The sequence below is a fragment of the Micromonospora sp. NPDC049048 genome (assembly GCF_043197615.1).
Lineage (GTDB): Bacteria > Actinomycetota > Actinomycetes > Mycobacteriales > Micromonosporaceae > Micromonospora.
Map to the genome: position 1 here is coordinate 354708 of NZ_JBICTM010000007.1, position 16391 is coordinate 371098.

12 protein-coding genes and 1 riboswitch are annotated in these 16391 nt (G+C 72.5%); of the genes, 7 read left to right on the top strand and 5 right to left on the bottom strand.

The features are described from left to right. Nucleotides 1-3: 3 nt before the first annotated feature. Complete coding sequence (locus ACGFIG_RS23555) at nt 4-675, bottom strand: TetR/AcrR family transcriptional regulator (protein ID WP_393006175.1); 672 nt, start codon at nt 673-675, stop codon at nt 4-6. Nucleotides 676-827: 152 nt separating this feature from the next. Between ACGFIG_RS23555 and ACGFIG_RS23560 the strand changes: the two genes are divergently transcribed. The 4 genes from ACGFIG_RS23560 (at nt 828) to ACGFIG_RS23575 (ending at nt 5950) form a co-directional block, all read left to right on the top strand. Continuing rightward, nucleotides 828-1724 carry an ABC transporter permease gene (locus ACGFIG_RS23560; protein ID WP_393006177.1) on the top strand — a complete coding sequence of 299 codons (897 nt, stop codon included), beginning with the start codon at nt 828-830 and terminating at the stop codon, nt 1722-1724. Nucleotides 1725-1749: 25 nt separating this feature from the next. Next, nucleotides 1750-2535: an ABC transporter ATP-binding protein gene (locus ACGFIG_RS23565; protein ID WP_393006328.1), complete on the top strand. Its 786-nt coding sequence runs from the start codon at nt 1750-1752 to the stop codon at nt 2533-2535. Between the two features lie 146 nt (nt 2536-2681). Next, complete coding sequence (locus ACGFIG_RS23570; protein ID WP_393006179.1) at nt 2682-4184, top strand: SDR family NAD(P)-dependent oxidoreductase; 1503 nt, start codon at nt 2682-2684, stop codon at nt 4182-4184. Nucleotides 4185-4222: 38 nt separating this feature from the next. Next, nucleotides 4223-5950, top strand: a complete 1728-nt coding sequence (locus ACGFIG_RS23575) for a CDP-glycerol glycerophosphotransferase family protein (RefSeq protein ID WP_393006181.1) — start codon at nt 4223-4225, stop codon at nt 5948-5950. A 9-nt stretch (nt 5951-5959) separates the two neighbouring features. Here the strand turns inward: ACGFIG_RS23575 and ACGFIG_RS23580 are convergent, their stop codons facing one another. The 3 genes from ACGFIG_RS23580 to ACGFIG_RS23590 all read right to left on the bottom strand — a co-directional run bounded on the left by ACGFIG_RS23580 (nt 5960) and on the right by ACGFIG_RS23590 (nt 9632). Beyond that, nucleotides 5960-6706: an alpha/beta fold hydrolase gene (locus ACGFIG_RS23580; protein WP_393006183.1), complete on the bottom strand. Its 747-nt coding sequence runs from the start codon at nt 6704-6706 to the stop codon at nt 5960-5962. 103 nt (nt 6707-6809) lie between these two features. Next, nucleotides 6810-7670 (bottom strand): C39 family peptidase, encoded by an 861-nt coding sequence (locus ACGFIG_RS23585; protein ID WP_393006185.1) that lies wholly within the window; start codon nt 7668-7670, stop codon nt 6810-6812. 232 nt (nt 7671-7902) lie between these two features. Next, a riboswitch (cyclic di-AMP (ydaO/yuaA leader) is annotated at nt 7903-8043 on the bottom strand. Between the two features lie 341 nt (nt 8044-8384). Beyond that, nucleotides 8385-9632, bottom strand: coding sequence for an acyltransferase family protein (locus ACGFIG_RS23590; RefSeq protein ID WP_393006187.1), 1248 nt, complete (start codon nt 9630-9632; stop codon nt 8385-8387). A 311-nt stretch (nt 9633-9943) separates the two neighbouring features. On the opposite strand from ACGFIG_RS23590, the gene ACGFIG_RS23595 reads away from it, so the two are divergent. The 3 genes from ACGFIG_RS23595 (at nt 9944) to ACGFIG_RS23605 (ending at nt 13536) form a co-directional block, all read left to right on the top strand. Next, entirely contained in the window at nt 9944-11269 is a 1326-nt protein-coding gene (locus ACGFIG_RS23595; RefSeq protein WP_393006189.1) for a polysaccharide pyruvyl transferase family protein, read from the top strand. A 156-nt stretch (nt 11270-11425) separates the two neighbouring features. After that, nucleotides 11426-12061 carry an alpha-ketoglutarate-dependent dioxygenase AlkB gene (locus ACGFIG_RS23600; RefSeq protein WP_393006191.1) on the top strand — a complete coding sequence of 212 codons (636 nt, stop codon included), beginning with the start codon at nt 11426-11428 and terminating at the stop codon, nt 12059-12061. Nucleotides 12062-12204: 143 nt separating this feature from the next. Further along, nucleotides 12205-13536 (top strand): uracil-xanthine permease family protein, encoded by a 1332-nt coding sequence (locus tag ACGFIG_RS23605; protein ID WP_393006193.1) that lies wholly within the window; start codon nt 12205-12207, stop codon nt 13534-13536. Between the two features lie 201 nt (nt 13537-13737). Here ACGFIG_RS23605 and ACGFIG_RS23610 read toward each other — a convergent pair whose 3' ends face one another. Next, nucleotides 13738-16317 carry a DNA topoisomerase (ATP-hydrolyzing) gene (locus tag ACGFIG_RS23610; protein ID WP_393006330.1) on the bottom strand — a complete coding sequence of 860 codons (2580 nt, stop codon included), beginning with the start codon at nt 16315-16317 and terminating at the stop codon, nt 13738-13740. Between the last annotated feature and the right edge of the window lie 74 nt (nt 16318-16391).

Below are 16391 nucleotides of genomic sequence, written 5' to 3' on the forward strand. Positions count from 1 at the left end.
CGTTCACGCACCGGCCGGGTGGGGTTCAGACGTGGTCATGGACCGCGAATTCCACTCGTCGAGGGACGGACCGGTACATGCTACCCGCAGGGCCGCGACGATCGCGGCGGCCATGCGGGCGATCTCCGGCGTGTCAAGAGGCGCCCGGGAGATGGCCAGTCGCCAGTAGACCGGCCCGACGATCAGGTCTGCCACGCCGCGCCGGTCGGCTCCCGCCGGCAGTTCACCCCGCTCGACCGCCCGGCCGACGACGAGCTCGCCGACGCGGTCCTGGTAGCCGGTCAGGGTCCGCTGGAGGGTCTCGGCGATCTGCGGGTTGCGCGCCGCCTCGGCGAGCAGGTCCGGGATGATCTGCGAGGCCAGCGGGTGGCGCAGCGCCCGGGCGGCGACGAGCAGCAGCAGCTCCACGTCCCCGTGCAGGCTCCCGGCGTCCACCACGGGCAGCTTGCGGCCGGCGACCGCGGAGACCATGTCCACCACCAGCTCGAGCTTGGAGCGCCACCGGCGGTAGATCGCCGTCTTGCTGACCCCGGCCCGCCGGGCCACCGCCTCGATCGACAACCGGCCGTAGCCGACCTCCGCCAGCTCCTGCGTGACCGCGCGGCGGATGGCCGTGGTGATGTCGTCACGGAGCACCGCCGCACCGGCCGGCACCCGCCTCTTATCGGTCTTCACGTGCAACAATGTAGCGCAGCGACGGTACGGTTGCGTCCCGACGTGTTTTCCACTACGGTTCGCCCGGCGACGAGGGCGGCGCTCCGCACCGGCCATGTTCTCCCGTCGTCGCCCGCATCCCGTTGGCACGAATGAGATCGGAGTGCCCAACCATGGCCAACACCACGGTGGCCGACCCGGATTCCGGGCTCACCGGGGCCCAGCTCGCCCAGCGGTACGGTCTCCGGTTCGCCGGTGAGCGGCCGGCCCTGGGCGAATACGCGGGGCAGCTCTGGCACTACCGGCACTTCATCGCCGCGTACGCCAACGCCAAGCTGGTGGCGTCGTTCAGCAACGCCCGGCTGGGGCAGCTGTGGCAGGTACTCACCCCGCTGACCAACGCGGCGGTCTACTACCTGATCTTCGGCGTGGTGCTGGCGCAGAACAGGACCCCGAACTTCATCGCCTACCTCTGCACCGGCCTGTTCATCTTCAACTTCACCCAGACCGCGGTGCAGAACGGCACGCAGTCGATCACCAGCAACCTGGGCCTGATCCGGGCGCTGCACTTCCCCCGGGCCTGCCTGCCGCTGGCCGTGACGATCACCCAGTTCCAGCAGCTCCTCGGCTCGATGGTGGTGCTCCTCGCCATCGTGCTGGTGACCGGCGAGCCGATCACCCTGGCCTGGCTGATGCTGCCGCCGGCGATCCTGCTCCAGACGGTCTTCAACGCCGGGCTCACCATGGCGATGGCCCGGATGGGCTCGAAGCTGGCGGACCTCAAGCAGGTCATGCCCTTCGTGATGCGCACCTGGATGTACGGCTCCGGCGTGCTCTACAGCGTCGCGCTCTTCGAGCAGCACCTGCCGTCCTGGGCCTCGGGGCTGGTCGAGCTCAACCCGGCGCTGGTCTACATCGAGCTGGCCCGGGTCTCGCTGCTGGAGAGCACGCCGCTGCTCAGTTCCTCCCTGCTCCAACTCTGGGTGACGGCGCTGGGTTGGGCGATCGTGATGGGCGTCGGGGGTTTCATCTACTTCTGGCGGGGCGAACAGGAGTACGGCCGTGGTTGAGCAGCAGTTCGATTCGTCCAACGACGTGACGGTGACGCTGCCCCAGGTGCGGGAGCGCATCCCCACCGTGGTGGTGGAGGACGCACACGTCATCTACCGGGTTCACAAGGGCGCCGGCGGGGGCGGCGGCCCGGTCGGCGCGCTCAAGCGGCTCGTGAGCCGCACCTCGGCGCCGAACATCCGGGAGGTGCACGCGGTCAAGGGGGTCAGCTTCACCGCGTACCGGGGCGAGGCGATCGGGCTGATCGGCAGCAACGGCTCGGGCAAGTCGACCATGCTGCGTGCCATCGCCGGCCTGCTCCCGGTCAACCGCGGCGCGGTCTACACGCAGGGGCAGCCCTCGCTGCTCGGGGTCAACGCGGCCCTGCTCAACGACCTCTCCGGCGAGCGCAACGTCGTGCTGGGCTGCCTGGCCATGGGCATGTCGCCCGAGGAGGTGCAGCGGCAGACGCCCGAGATCATCGAGTTCTCCGGCATCAACCAGCGGGGCGACTTCGCCTCGCTGCCGATGCGCACCTACTCCTCCGGCATGGCGGCCCGGCTCCGCTTCTCCATCTCGTCGGCCAAGAAGCACGACGTGCTGCTCATCGACGAGGCCCTCGCGACCGGCGACAAGATCTTCCGCAAGCGCAGCGAGCGGCGGGTACGGGAGCTGCGGGAGGGCGCCGGCACGGTGTTCCTCGTCAGCCACCAGCTCTCCTCCATCCGGGACACCTGTGACCGGACGATCTGGCTGGAATCGGGCGTCCTGCGCATGGACGGCCCGACCGACGAGGTCGTCCGGGAGTACGAGGCGTTCACCGGCAAGTAGCCCGCCCCGGCGCACGTACGGCATCCGCCCGGTGCCGGCCGACCGCGTCGCCCCGTGAGGGCGGCGCGGTTCGCGCGTTAAGGTTCATCCGGTCGCCGCGCGGGCGGAACCTTCTGTTCACGCACCCTGAGAGTGAGGCTTCGGCAATGACGCAGGACCACACCGCTGGCCCGGACGCCGCACCGGAGAACCCGGTACCGTGGCGGCCCTCGCGGACGGTGGCGGTGGTGCTGGCCGGCGGCACGGGCACCCGGCTGGGCCTCGGCATCCCGAAGCAGCTGCTGAAGATCGCCGGCAAGCCGATCATCGAGCACACCCTGGCGGTCTTCGAGGCGGCGCCCGAGATCGACGAGATCATCGTGCTGATGGCCACCGGCCACGTCGCCGACGCGCAGCAGATCGTCGACAAGGCCGGCTTCCGCAAGGTCACCAGGGTCATCGAGGGCGGCGACACCCGCAACGCCACCACCCGGATCGCGCTCGACGCCGTCGGCGAGGGCGACTGCAACATCCTCTTCCACGACGCGGTACGGCCCCTGGTCAGCGGCCGGATCGTCCGGGAGTGCGTGAACGCGCTCTGGACGTACGCGGCGGTCGACGTGGCCATCCCGTCGGCCGACACGATCATCCAGGTCGACGGGGACGACTGCATCACCGACATCCCGGTGCGCTCCTCGCTGCGCCGGGGCCAGACCCCGCAGGCGTTCCGTTCGGGCACCATCCGCGAGGCCTACCGGCTCGCCGAGGGCGACCCGCACTTCGCCGCGACCGACGACTGCGGGGTGGTACTGCGCTACCTGCCCGGCACCCCGATCAAGGTCATCGACGGTTCCGACGAGAACATCAAGGTCACCCACCCGGTCGACGTGCACCTGGCGGACAAGCTGTTCCAGCTCGCCGCCGCGCAGGCGCCCCGGGTGACCGACGAGCGCAGCTACACCGAGGAGCTGACCGGCCGGACCATCGTGATCTTCGGCGGCAGCTACGGCATCGGCCACGACCTCGCCGAGCTGGCCCGCCGCTACGGCGCGCAGGTCTTCCCGTTCAGCCGCTCCAGCACCGGCACCCACGTCGAGCGCGCCGGGGACGTCGAGGCGGCGCTGAAGACCGCCTTCGAGGCCACCGGGCGGATCGACCACGTGGTGGTCACCGCCGGCATCCTGGAGAAGGGCCCCCTGTCGGAGATGGACCAGGAGACCATGGACCGGGTGCTCCAGGTCAACTTCGTGGGGCCGGTCATCGTGGCCCGCCAGTCGCTGCCCTACCTCCAGCAGACCAAGGGCCAGCTGCTGCTCTACACCTCCAGCTCCTACACCCGCGGCCGGGCCGACTACGCGCTCTACTCCTCCACCAAGGCGGCCCTGGTCAACCTCACCCAGGCGCTGTCGGACGAGTGGGCGGAGTTCGGCGTACGGGTCAACTGCGTCAACCCCGAGCGGACCGCGACCCCGATGCGCACCAAGGCGTTCGGCGAGGAACCGGAGCACACCCTGCTCGCCGCCGAGACCGTCGCCCAGGCGTCGCTGGACGTGCTGATCTCGGACCTGACCGGCCAGGTCATCGACGTGCGCCGCGCGCCGGGCGAGGTGCCGGCCCAGCCGGGCCCGCCGCGCGCCGAGCGGGACGCCAGCCCGGCCGGCCTCGGCTGACGGCGGATTTTCGGGCCACGGCGGGAAACGGAGCCGACATGCGTGGTGACCTGGTTCGGAAGCTGCTCGCCCGCGCGCTGGCCACCGGCCTGGCGGTGCTGGCGTTCCTCGTCGTCGCGCTGACCGGCGCGACCGGCTGGGGGCTGGGGCTGGCCGTGGCCGCCCTCGCGGCCGCCACCTGGGAGCGGCGGGTACGGCCGGGCGCCGACAACGCGGCGGAGACCGCGCTGGTCGCGGCGGCGATCCTGGTCGGCTACGCCCGCCGCCTCGACGCCGGGTTCGATCCGGCGCTGGCCGCGACCGCCCTGGTCCTGCTGGGACTGGTGCTGCTGGTCAATCCGCTGCGGGACGCCGGTGGACTGGAGGTACGCGCCGCGAACCTGCCGGTGCGCACCTGGACGCCGCTGGTCGCCGCCCGTCTCGGCGACGCGCTGTCGGGGCTGCTCGCCCTGCTGGCGCTGGCCGCCGTCGCGGCGCTGCCGGCCGGGGTCGCGCTGGCGGCCGTGCTGCTGGTGGCCGCCGGTGCCGGGGCGGTCGGGCTGGACCTGGCCCGACGCCGGTTCCGCCCGGGGGCCGGCGGCTCGGCGGTGTCCCGCGCGCTGCGCCGGCACCAGCCCGAGTTCCTGCTCCACTTCTCCGCCCCGCCGGGCTCGGAGTACCAGGTCACCATGTGGCTGCCGTACCTGGAGCGGATCGGGCGGCCCTTCCTGGTGATGGTGCGCGAGCCGGAGTTCCTGCCCGTGATCGCGGCGGCCACCAGCGCGCCCGTGGTCTACTGCCCCACCACGAGGGCGATGGACGAGGCACTGGTGCCGAGCCTGCGGGTGGCGTTCTACGTCAACCACGGCGCGAAGAACAGCCACTGCATCCGCTTCACCCAGCTGACCCACGTCCAGCTGCACCACGGCGACAGCGACAAGGCCCCGAGCGCCAACCCGGTCTCGGCGATCTTCGACCGGATCTTTGTCGCCGGTCAGGCCGCCATCGACCGGTACGCCCGCGCCGGGGTCGACATCCCGGCGGAGAAGTTCGTCGTCGTCGGTCGCCCGCAGGTCGAGGCGATCGAGGTACGCCCCGAGCCGGCGTCCGGGCGGGCCAACCCGACGGTGCTCTACACGCCGACCTGGACGGGGCACAACGCCGACGCCAACTACTGCTCCCTGCCGGTGGCCGAGAAGCTGCTCCGCCGGCTGCTCGACCGGGGCGCGACGGTGATCCTGCGGGCCCACCCGTACACCTCGCAGAACCCGGCCTCCGCCCGCCAGCTGGGCCGGCTCACCGAGCTGCTGGCCGCGGACCGGGCCCGCAGCGGCCGGCAGCACGTCTTCGGCGCCGCCGCCAGCCGGGAGCTGACGCTGACCGAGTGCGTGAACCGCTCGGACGCGCTCGTCTCCGACGTCTCCGGGGTGATCTCCGACTACCTCTACTCGGGCAAGCCGTACGCGGTGACCGACATGGTGGGCTCCGGCGACCGGTTCGGCGAGCAGTTCCCCCTCGCCGGGTCGGGCTACGTGCTGCGGCCCGACATGTCCAACGTCGACGAGGTGCTGACCGCGCTGCTGGACACCGATCCGCTGGCCTCGGCGCGGTGGACCACCCGGAGCCGCTACCTGGGCGACTTCCCGGCCGAGTCGTACGCCGAGGCGTTCCTGGCGGCGGCGCGGCGGCAGCTCGACGAGGGCTGGAACCCGCCGGCCCCGCGTACCGCCGGCGGGCCCGGCGTGCCGGTCGACCCGGACGAGGCGACGCTCTCCCCCACCACCTGACGCCTCCGGTCAGCGGTAGGGGTCGACGAGGGCCAGGACCGCCTCGGGGGCCTCGACGTGGGCGTTGTGCCCGAGGCCGGGCAGGGTGGCGACCGGCACGCCCAACTCCTTGAGCTGGGCGTCGGTGACCATGGGGTCGTGCTCGCCGCGGGCCAGCAGCACCGGCACGTCGGTGGCCGCCAGCAGGGCGGGTAGGCCCGGCTCGCCCACGCCGAACGCGGCGGGGTCCATCGCCAGCCGCCAGCGGCCGTCGACCTGGCGCAGCCCGGCCGCCACGATCGGATGCTCCGGGGCGACGAGCCCGGTCAGCCCGGCCACCCGCAGGTAGCGGCGGGCCGCCTCGTCCCGGCTGGCGAACCAGGTCACCGGCCGGGTCGCCAACTCGCCTGCCTTCGCCAGCTCCGCCGGTGACCAGACCGCCTTGATGCCGACCCCGACCACGGCGTCCACCGGCAGGCCGGCGCCGCGGGCGGCCAGCGCCAGCCCGACCACCCCGCCGAGGGAGTGGCCCAGCACGACGAGCCGTTCCCCCGCCGGCAGAGCGGCGGCGATCCGCGCGGCCAGCCCCGCGAACGAGTACTCCGGCAGCGGCGGCGACCAGCCGTGGCCGGCGAGGTCCGGCGCCAGCCACCGCCCCGCCCACCGGCGTTCCAGCAGCGGCGCCAACGGCAGCCACACCTCGCCGGTGGCGCCCATGCCGTGCAGCAGCAGGAGCACGCGCCGGCCGTCCTCCCGGTCACCCGTTCCGTCGACCATGCAGCGCAGTGTGTCACCCGGGCGGGCCGAGGGCGAGGGCCGTGACCCGGACACGACATCGGGCGCCGGCCCCCGGGTGGGAGCCGACGCCCGGCGGTGTCGCTCAGGCGGAGTAGCCGCGGGTGGCGGCCCAGTTCGCCAGGGCGATGGTGCTCATCCAGTACGAGGCGGTCGCGGGGTTCGCCGAGTCGGCGATCTTCACCAGCCGGCCCTCGTCCTGGTAGCCGACGACGGCGACGTAGTGACCGCCGGGGAACGAGTGCCAGCCGCCGTTGGTGTCCGTGGCGCTGCCGGCCACGTTCACCACGACGCCCCGCCCGTCGCCGATGGCCGCGACGACGTCGGCCTGGAGCCGGTCCATCTGGGCCGGGGTGGCGGCGCCGCCGGGAATCATCCGGGTCCGGTACGGCGCACCCTTCACCGTCGCGTTCAGCACGCGGGTGGTGTCCTCGGCGGAGTCGGTGCCCATCTGGTCGGTACCCAGCTGGGCGCCGAGGGTGTCCTGGCTGCGTGCGATGCCGGCGGCGCTGAGGGCGTGCCGGACGGCCGCCGGGCCGCAGTTGTAGAAGGTGGTCTGGGCCTGGTAGTCGTAGTTCAGGCTCTTGGCCGCCGGGGGCTTCGGCCGCTCCGGCTCACGGGTCACATCCGGGTTGGCGGCGGCGCTGGAGGCGCTGGCCGAGGGGGCTGCGCTGGAGGCCGCCGGAGCGGCGCTGGACGGGACGGCGCTGGACGGGGCGGTCGTGACCCGGGCCGCTCCGCGCGAGGCGGCGTCGTCGTCGCGCGATTCGGTCGCGGCGACCGGGGCCTGCGCGGCGGCGGGGGCCTCGTCGGTGCTGGCCAGCAGCGCGCCCGTGCCCGACGCCAGCACGAGCGCGGCGGCGGACGCGGCGGCCAGCTGGTACGGACGTTCGGACGTGAGGCGACGCAGCTGTCGCTTGAGGTGGTGCTTCACGGTTTCCTCCACGGGCTCGGGGTGGGCAGCCCGCGATCCGTGCCGAGGGCAGGGCGGACCGACCGCGCGGACGGACGTCCGCGCGGGGTGCTGGGCTGCTCAGGGGGTGCGCCCGGGAAGCCGGGCGACGAACGACGGTGACCGGTCGGTCAGCTCACGACCTGCTGGCCGAGGAGCGCGGGCACCGCGACGCCGTGGAGACGGCGGAACAACCGAGGGGCGGATGGGTGCTGCACGAGGATGGAACTCCTTCCGACACCGCCGACCGGGTTAGCTGACGGATTCGGGCGGGAAGAACGCCCTACCAAGGGCCTACGGCCCTCGGATTCACCCCATGAAGCAGTGGGTCCCCGGTTCGTCGTTCACGATTAGGCGGGTCGGCGCGGCGTCGCCCTCTGGCGATCGGGTACCGCACCGGACGCGCCGACATTACTGGCCGGTTCGCGCCCTGCCAACCCCACCCCACCTGCCTAAACCTGGATCCTGGGCCCGATTTTGCGGGCATCGAGCCACTGTCGTGACTCAATGGGACGACCGTTTCTGGGAGCCCTCCGGGGGACGAGGGGTCAAGCAGGCGGACATCGGCACCCCGAATTCGCGGCGTGAATCGACCCGCGCACGTTGGTTGACCGATTCGGCGCCGTGGTGACCGGCGTCACCGAAACGGTGGGATTACCGTCCGTGCGCGGGCCGGCCCCGGCGGGAACGTCCCGCCCGCCGGGACGGTCAGCGTGAGTCGACGTACGTCGGTCGGTCCCCGGTCCGTGGCTCGGCGGACCGGGGGCGCGGCACGGCGCTGTCCCGCTTCCCCGACGCCTCCGCCGGCCCGGTACCGCCGGAGGTGCTCCCGGCGTCGTCCCCGCCGGGCGGCGTCGGCCGGGCGGGCCGGCGCGGGGTGAGCAGCCGCATCATCGGCTTCTCCACGAAGCGGTGCAGCAGGCCGGCCAGGGCCAGGTTCACCAGCAGGAAGCCGAGCACCACCGCCAGTCCCCACCAGCCGCGGAAGCCCACGCCCCAGTCGCCGGTGAGCCGCAGGACGGTGATCATCACCAGGACGTGCACCAGGTAGAAGGCGAAGGAGACCTCGCCGAGCCAGATCATCGGACGGGACCGCCACGGCGAGCGCCGCCCGCGCACGTCCGCGTCGGCCGCCGCGGTGATGACCAGGATGTACGCCACCGAGAGCAGGGCCGCCCACAGTTCGGCGCGGACCCACTGCGCGGCGACCAGCCAGGTCGCCACGAAGACGAGGCTGGCGACGGGCAGGCGCGGGCCCCGCCAGCGGCCCCGCCGCATCAGCTCGGCGGCGGCGACGCCCATCCAGAACTCCAGCGACCGTACGGGCGGGAAGACCTGGGTGAACCACCAGCGGCTCTCCTCCGGCACCAGGGCCTGGCCCGGCCAGAGCGCCAGGATCAGCAGCGGCACCGCGACCACGACGGCCCACAGCGCCCACGGCCGGGCCCGGCGGATCAGCGGCAGCGCCAGCGGCAGGCAGAGGTAGAAGAAGAACTCGCAGGACAGCGACCAGCTGACCGTGTTGATGCTGTAGAAGTGGCCCGGCCGGGGGTCCCAGGCCTGGAGGAGGAACAGGTTCTCCACGGCGACGAACCGGTCCACCGGGTCGGCGAACCAGGCCGCGACCGCCAGGGCCGCCCCCCACAGCACCACGTGGCTCGGCCAGATCTTGGCCACCCGGCGGCGCCAGAACGCCCGGCGGGTGTCGGTGGGCCGCGCCGACCAGACCAGCACGAAGCCGCTGAGGATGAAGAAGAACTGCACGCCGGACAGGCCGAGGGTGAAGATCCAGTCCACGACGGCCTTGTGGCCGGGCTCGGCGATGATGCCCATCGTCGCGGCGTGGAACCCGAAGACGAGCAGGGCGGCGACCCAGCGCAGCCCCGTCAGCGACGGCAGGCGGTTGGCCGAGGACGCGGGCCGTTCGGCCGGCGCGACGGTCGCGGCGTCCGTCATGCCGACATCCCGGCGCTCCGCAGGCTCACCAGCACGTACGTCTCCTCCTCGGCCCTCCGCGGGCAGGCGCCCCGCGGGGCCTGCTGGCGGCCCACCGGTCGGTACCGCCCGTCGGGCACCCTACCTGCCGAACGTGAGGCTCTGTTCCGTACCGTCCGCGAGTGTCCGTTATGCCCCGACAGGCGTGGACGCCCTCCCCGGTTCCCGATGGTCGAGGCGTTTTGTCCCGAGACGGCAGCGCAGGGCGTCCGGGTCCGCGCCGGATGCCTGGCTAGTATTCCGGGACCCGAAGGTGACGAGAGGCGGGACGAATGCACCGGCGCATCCTGATGCGGGCGAAGAAGGGTCCGTTCGACGTCTACTCCCCCGAGGAGACGTTCGAGCGGAACTGGATCGGCGAGAACAACGGCAACCTCGTCTTCAGCCACGCCGCCCACAAGCTGCTGCGCACCGCCACCGCCGAGATCACCTCGACCGAGTTCAGGGTCAACCTGCGCGAGGCCGACATGATCAACGAGCGGTACGACGTCTACGTCGTACCGCTCGCCAACGCCTTCCGGCGCAGCTACGCCCACCGCATCGAGACCATGACGAAGCTGATCGAGCAGCTGAAGATCCCGGTGGTGGTGCTCGGGGTCGGCGTGCAGACCGACATCCACGGCGACCGGGAGTACCTGCGCCCGATCGACGACGTCGTCACCCGGTTCGTACGGGCGGTCCTCGACCGCTCGCACAGCATCGGCGTCCGCGGCGAGATCACCCACGACTACCTGCGCACCCTGGGCTTCTCGGCCGTCGACGTGATCGGCTGCCCGTCGATGTTCCTGCACGGCGACAGCCTGCGGGTGCAGAAGCGCAAGGCGGCGCTGGCCCCGGAGGACAGGCTCGCGCTCACCGTCTCGCCGTACGTCTCGTCGATGGCGGAGATCATCGCCCGGCACCACGAGCGGTACCCGAACCTGCGCTACCTGCCGCAGGACCTCAAGACGCTCGGCACCCTGCTCTACGGCGACGCCCCCGGGGACCGGGGCAAGTCCAGCAAGATCCCGATCCACACCTCGCACCCGCTGTTCACCGAGGACAAGGTGCGGATGTTCGTCGACCCCTGGACCTGGATGGACTACCTCTCCGGGTTCGAGTTCGCGTTCGGCACCCGCATCCACGGCACCATCACCGCGCTGGTCGCCGGCACGCCCGGCTACCTGTTCGCCCACGACTCGCGCACCCTGGAACTCGCCCGGTACTTCGACATCCCGCACCGGGTGATGAAGGAGGTGCCGGCCGACATCGACGCCGCCGAACTCTACGAGGAGGCGAACTACACGGCGCTCAACGCCGGACACCGGTCGCGCTACGAGACCATGCTGGCCTTCCTCGCCAAGCACGACCTCGGCAACTCCTTCGCCGACGGCGACAGCGCGGCCCGGTTCGACGCGCAGGTGCGCTCCACCACCTTCCCGCCCGCCGTACGCCCGGCCGCCGCGACCGCCCCCGAGGCGCTGCTGACGCGGATCCAGTGGCTGCACGACCGCAACGTCGAACTGCGCAGGGAGGCGGAGACGCTGCGCGGGCAGCGCCTGCAGGCCCGGGTGAAGCAGGTGCTCGGGGGCCAGGTGCGCCGGATGCTCAAACGCTGACGCGGCGGTACGGCGCCGGTCCCGGTCCCGGTCACGGGACCGGAGACGTGGTCATGGTGACGACCTTCGCCGACGGCAAGGCCACCGCCGAGGTCGACCGGCCACCGAGGGCGACACGTCGTACACCTGTACCAACATGGCGGGTATGCTGCGCGGATGACCGGGCCCGCCTACCAACCGTCGATGCTCGACCTCGCCGCCGCCGGCCCGTCGCTGAGCCCGCTGGCCGGGCGGCTGCGCCGGCACCCGCTCACCCGCGGCGCCTGGGTCGACCACCTCCCCGGCTGGGTCAGCGGCTCCGACGAGATCTTCGACGTCCTGTTGCGGGACGTCCCCTGGCGGGCCGAGCGCCGCACGATGTACGACGCCGAGGTCGACGTGCCCCGGCTGCTCTGCTGGTACGCCGGCGACCGTACGCTGCCGCACCCGCTGCTCACCGAGGCGCGCACCGCCCTCACCCGGCACTACGCCCCCGAACTCGGCGAGCCCTTCGTCACCGCCGGCATGTGCCTCTACCGCTCCGGCCGGGACAGCGTCGCCTGGCACGGCGACACCCAGGGCCGCTCCGCGCACACCGACACCATGGTCGCCATCGTCTCGTTCGGCTCGCCCCGCCCGCTGCTGCTCCGGCCCCGCGGCGGCGGCGACAGCCTGCGCTTCCCGCTCGGTCACGGCGACCTCGTGGTGATGGGCGGTTCCTGCCAGCGCACCTGGGAGCACGCCGTGCCCAAGACCACCCGCCCGGTCGGGCCCCGGGTCAGCGTCCAGTTCCGCCCGGCCGGCGTCGCCTGACCCGCCCGACCAGGCCGCGACCGGCGGTGAGCGGGGCCGCTTGCGCCCAGGCCACCGGCCGGGCCGTACCGGGCCTCTGCTAGAAACGACTCCTGGGTCTCACCTGCGCCCCCGTCACCTCGTCACGACGCGAAGGGCGTTTCATGACCCAGTCCTCCACCGAGCCGCGCTCCCGTTGGTCCGCGTGGGCGGTCCACGGCGACGGCCGGTCCATCCGCCCCGGCGACGTGGTCCACCCCGGCGAGCGCCTCTCCTGGCCCCGCACCCTCGGCGTCGGCGTGCAGCACGTCGTGGCGATGTTCGGCGCCACCTTCACGGTGCCGCTGATCACCGGCTTCCCGCCCGCCACCACGCTCTTCTTCTCCGGGCTCGGCACCCTGCTGTTCCTGCTGATCACCGGCAACCGGCTGCCCTCGTACCTCGGCTCGTCCTTCGCCTTCATCGCGCCGGTGCTGGCGGCCAAGGCCGGCGGCGACATCGGCCCGGCGCTCGGCGGCATCGTCGTCGCCGGCGCGGCGCTGGCCGCCGTCGGGCTGGTCGTCCAGCTCGCCGGGTCACGCTGGATCGACGCGCTGATGCCACCCGTGGTCACCGGGGCGATCGTCGCGCTGATCGGCCTGAACCTCGCCCCGGTCGCCTGGGACGGCGACGGCAGCGGCACCGGCGTGAAGGCCCAGCCGCTGATCGCCGTGGTGACCCTGGCCGCCATCCTGCTCGCCACGGTGGCGTTCCGGGGCTTCCTGGCCCGGCTGTCCATCCTGCTGGGGGTGGGGGTCGGTTGGGGCCTCGCCGCCGTGCTCGGCGACCTGGACCCGGCAGCGGTCGACGGCCTGCGCGACGCGGCCTGGGTCGGCCTGCCCGAGTTCCACGCGCCGAGCTTCAGCCTGCGCGCGGTCGTACTGGTGATCCCCGTGATCCTGGTGCTGATCGCCGAGAACGCCGGGCACGTGAAGGCGGTCGCCGCGATGACCGGCCGGAACCTGGACCGGGACATGGGTCGGGCGTTCATGGGCGACGGGTTGGCCACGATGCTCGCCGGGTCCGGCGGCGGGTCCGGCACCACCACCTACGCGGAGAACATCGGTGTGATGGCGGCGACGCGGGTCTACTCCACCGCCGCGTACTGGATCGCCGGCCTGACGGCGGTGCTGCTAGGGCTCAGCCCGAAGTTCGGCGCGTTGATCCTCACCGTGCCGGCCGGCGTGCTCGGCGGCGCCACCACCGCCCTGTACGGCCTGATCGCCATCCTCGGCGCGCGGATCTGGATCGAGAGCCGGGTGGACTTCCACGACCCGGTGAACCTGATGACCGCCGCCGTCGCGGTGATCGTCGGCGCCGCCAACTACACCCTCACCGCCGGGGACCTCTCGTTCAACGGCATCGCCCTGGGCACCGCCGCCGCCCTCGCCGTCTACCACGGCATGCGCCTGGTGGCCCACCTACGCGGCACCACCCCCACCACCCCGAAACCCTGACGAACCCGCCCCGCCCGTCTCACCCCCCGCCCGGCCGTCTCGCCCCGTTGATCATGAAGTTGTTGCCTGTCGCAGCGGCGTGTCGCGACAACAACTTCATGATCAACGGGGCGGGTTGGGGTGGGGGGCGGCGCGAGGGTGGGGCGGGGGCGGGCAGCGTCAGGGGCCGGCCGCGTGGGCAGCCGGCCCCTGACAGGGTGGTCAGTCGCGTTCGATCTGGTGGCCGACGACCGTGGGGCCCAGCATCACGGCGAAGCCCGAACCGTCACGGCGCGGGTCCGCCGCCGGCAGCTCCACCGGCTCGCCGGTGGCGGTGGCGGCGACCGGGCGCGGCCCGACCCAGGCGACGGCCACGTCGGTCTCACCCTTGAGGAAGCGGTGAGCGCGCACCCCGCCGGTCGCCCGCCCCTTCGCCGGGTACGCCTGGAACGGCGTGACCTTCACCGTGGCGCCCGTGGAGGTGACCACCATCGGCTCCCCGTGCGTCGGGTCGTCGGTGCGGACCGCGCCGAAGAACACCACCCGCGCGCCGGCCGGCAGGTTGATGCCCGCCATGCCGCCGCCCTTGACTCCCTGCGGCCGGACCAGCCCGGCGGCGAACCGCAGCAGCGACGCCTCCGAGGTGACGAAGGTCAGCGTCTCCGCGCCGTCGGTGAGCCAGGTCGCCCCGACCACCTCGTCGCCCTCCCGCAGGCCGATCACCTCGAACTCGTCCGAGCGGACGGGCCACTCCGGGGCGCAGACCTTGACCACGCCCTGCCGGGTGCCCAGGGCCAGGCCCGGGGACCCCTCGGCCGCCGGCCCGAGCGGGGCCAGCCCGACCACGGTCTCCCCCGGTTCCAGCGGCACCAGCTCGGCGGCGGCCATCCCACCGCGCAGCGACACCGTCCCCGCCTGCTCCGGCAGCACCGGCAGCGGCAACACGTCGACCTTGAACGCGCGGCCGGCACTGGTGACCAGCAGCACCCGCCCCCGGGCGGTCGAGTGCACGACGGCGCGTACGGCGTCGTGCTTGACCCGGCCGTGCCGCCGGCGGCCCTCGGAGGCCTCCTCCGACTCCGCCGCCGTCCTGGCGACCAGCCCGGTCGCGGAGAGGATCACCTGGCAGGGGTCGTCGGCGACCTCCAGCGGACCGGCGGGCGCGGACGCCGCCAGCACCTCCTTGAGGTCCCCGTCGACAAGCGTGGTGCGGCGGGGAGCGCCGAACTGCTTCACCACCGCCGCCAGTTCGTCGGAGACGACCTTCTTCAGCACCTTCGGGTCGTCGAGGATCGTGGACAGCTCGGCGATCTCCTTGCGGAGCTTCTCCTGCTCGGCCTCCAGCTCGATGCGGTCGTACCTGGTCAGCCGGCGCAGCGGGGTGTCCAGGATGTAGGTGGCCTGGATCTCGGAGAGCCTGAACTTCTGCATCAGGCCGTCCTTGGCGGCCTGGGCGTCCTCGCTGGCCCGGATGAGCTTGACCACCTTGTCGATGTCGAGCAGGGCGATCAGCAGGCCGTCGACCAGGTGCAGCCGCTCCTCCCGCTTGCGGCGGCGGTAGGAGCTGCGCCGGGTCACCACCTCGTAGCGGTGGGCCAGGAAGACCTCCAGCAGCGCCTTCAGCCCGAGGGTCTGCGGCTGCCCGTCGACCAGCACCAGGTTGTTGACGCCGAACGACTGCTCCAGCGGGGTGAGCCGGTAGAGGTCGGCGAGCAGCGCCTGCGGGTTGACCCCCACCTTGCACTCGACGACGAGGCGCGTGCCGCTCTCCCGGTCGGTGAGGTCCTTGACGTCGGCGATGCCGGTGAGCCGCTTGGTCTTGTTGACCTCGTTGGTGATGGCCGCGATGACCTTCTCGGCGCCGACGCCGTACGGCAGCTCCACGACGGTGATGGCCTGCCGGCCCCGGCTGCCCTCCAGCGGGCCGATCTCGACCTTGCCCCGCATCCGGACGACGCCGCGCCCGGTCTCGTAGGCCCGGCGCACCTCGTCGAGCCCGAGCAGCAGGCCGCCGGTGGGCAGGTCCGGACCGGGGACGAACTCCATGAGCTTGTCTAGGGTGGCGTCGGGGTGGTTGATCAGCCACCGGGCGGCGGAGACCACCTCGCCGAGGTTGTGCGGGATCATGTTGGTCGCCATGCCGACCGCGATGCCCGACGCGCCGTTGACCAGCAGGTTGGGGAACGCGGCGGGCAGCACGGTGGGCTGGGTCAGCGAGCCGTCGTAGTTGGGCTCGACGTCGACCGTGTCCTCGCCCAGCTCGCCGACGAGCAGCATCGCCTCCCGCGACATCCGCGCCTCGGTGTATCTCGAAGCCGCCGGTCCATCGTCCGGACTACCAAAATTTCCATGCCCGTCGATGAGGGGAACGTTCAACGAGAAGCTCTGCGCCAGCCGCACCATCGCGTCGTAGATCGCGGTGTCGCCGTGCGGGTGGTACTTGCCCATGCAGTTGTGGACCACGTAGCCCTCAGCTACGAAAGCGTGCTCGTCGGAGTCGACCTGGATGTCGTAGGTGGTAGCGGACGCCACGGCTTCGACGGAGACAACCCGCAGGAACGACCGCCCAGCCAACGACTCGAGTCGGCCGGCGAGGGGCGAACCGATGCGCCGGAGTTTGCGAACCCAACCGTCCCGCTCCGCGCGCCAAAGCGGAAACGACCGCTCCGACAAGGGCAGACCGTTGCGGTCCTTGCCGTACCGCACCTTGCTCCCAGGGCCTGACAGGGACGCCCGGAAGGCGTTGCCGTCCTCGTCGCGGAACCATCCACCGCCCTGATGGGCGCTGGTGAACTCCTGCATCACCGGCCGGCACGGCAGGCGGTCGTTGCCCTGTTTGCCCCCGTATCGATAGCCCAGCTCGACCACCCGCCGGA

What these genes read in the sequence shown, in the direction of transcription:
- ACGFIG_RS23590 (WP_393006187.1), bottom strand. Translation starts at nt 9,632, where the DNA reads ATGACGGACGCCGCGACCGTCGCGCCGGCCGAACGGCCCGCGTCCTCG.
- ACGFIG_RS23570 (WP_393006179.1), top strand. Translation starts at nt 2,682, where the DNA reads ATGACGCAGGACCACACCGCTGGCCCGGACGCCGCACCGGAGAACCCG.
- ACGFIG_RS23600 (WP_393006191.1), top strand. Translation starts at nt 11,426, where the DNA reads ATGACCGGGCCCGCCTACCAACCGTCGATGCTCGACCTCGCCGCCGCC.
- ACGFIG_RS23595 (WP_393006189.1), top strand. Translation starts at nt 9,944, where the DNA reads ATGCACCGGCGCATCCTGATGCGGGCGAAGAAGGGTCCGTTCGACGTC.
- ACGFIG_RS23605 (WP_393006193.1), top strand. Translation starts at nt 12,205, where the DNA reads ATGACCCAGTCCTCCACCGAGCCGCGCTCCCGTTGGTCCGCGTGGGCG.
- ACGFIG_RS23575 (WP_393006181.1), top strand. Translation starts at nt 4,223, where the DNA reads ATGCGTGGTGACCTGGTTCGGAAGCTGCTCGCCCGCGCGCTGGCCACC.
- ACGFIG_RS23610 (WP_393006330.1), bottom strand. Translation starts at nt 16,317, where the DNA reads ATGCAGGAGTTCACCAGCGCCCATCAGGGCGGTGGATGGTTCCGCGAC.
- ACGFIG_RS23580 (WP_393006183.1), bottom strand. Translation starts at nt 6,706, where the DNA reads ATGGTCGACGGAACGGGTGACCGGGAGGACGGCCGGCGCGTGCTCCTG.
- ACGFIG_RS23560 (WP_393006177.1), top strand. Translation starts at nt 828, where the DNA reads ATGGCCAACACCACGGTGGCCGACCCGGATTCCGGGCTCACCGGGGCC.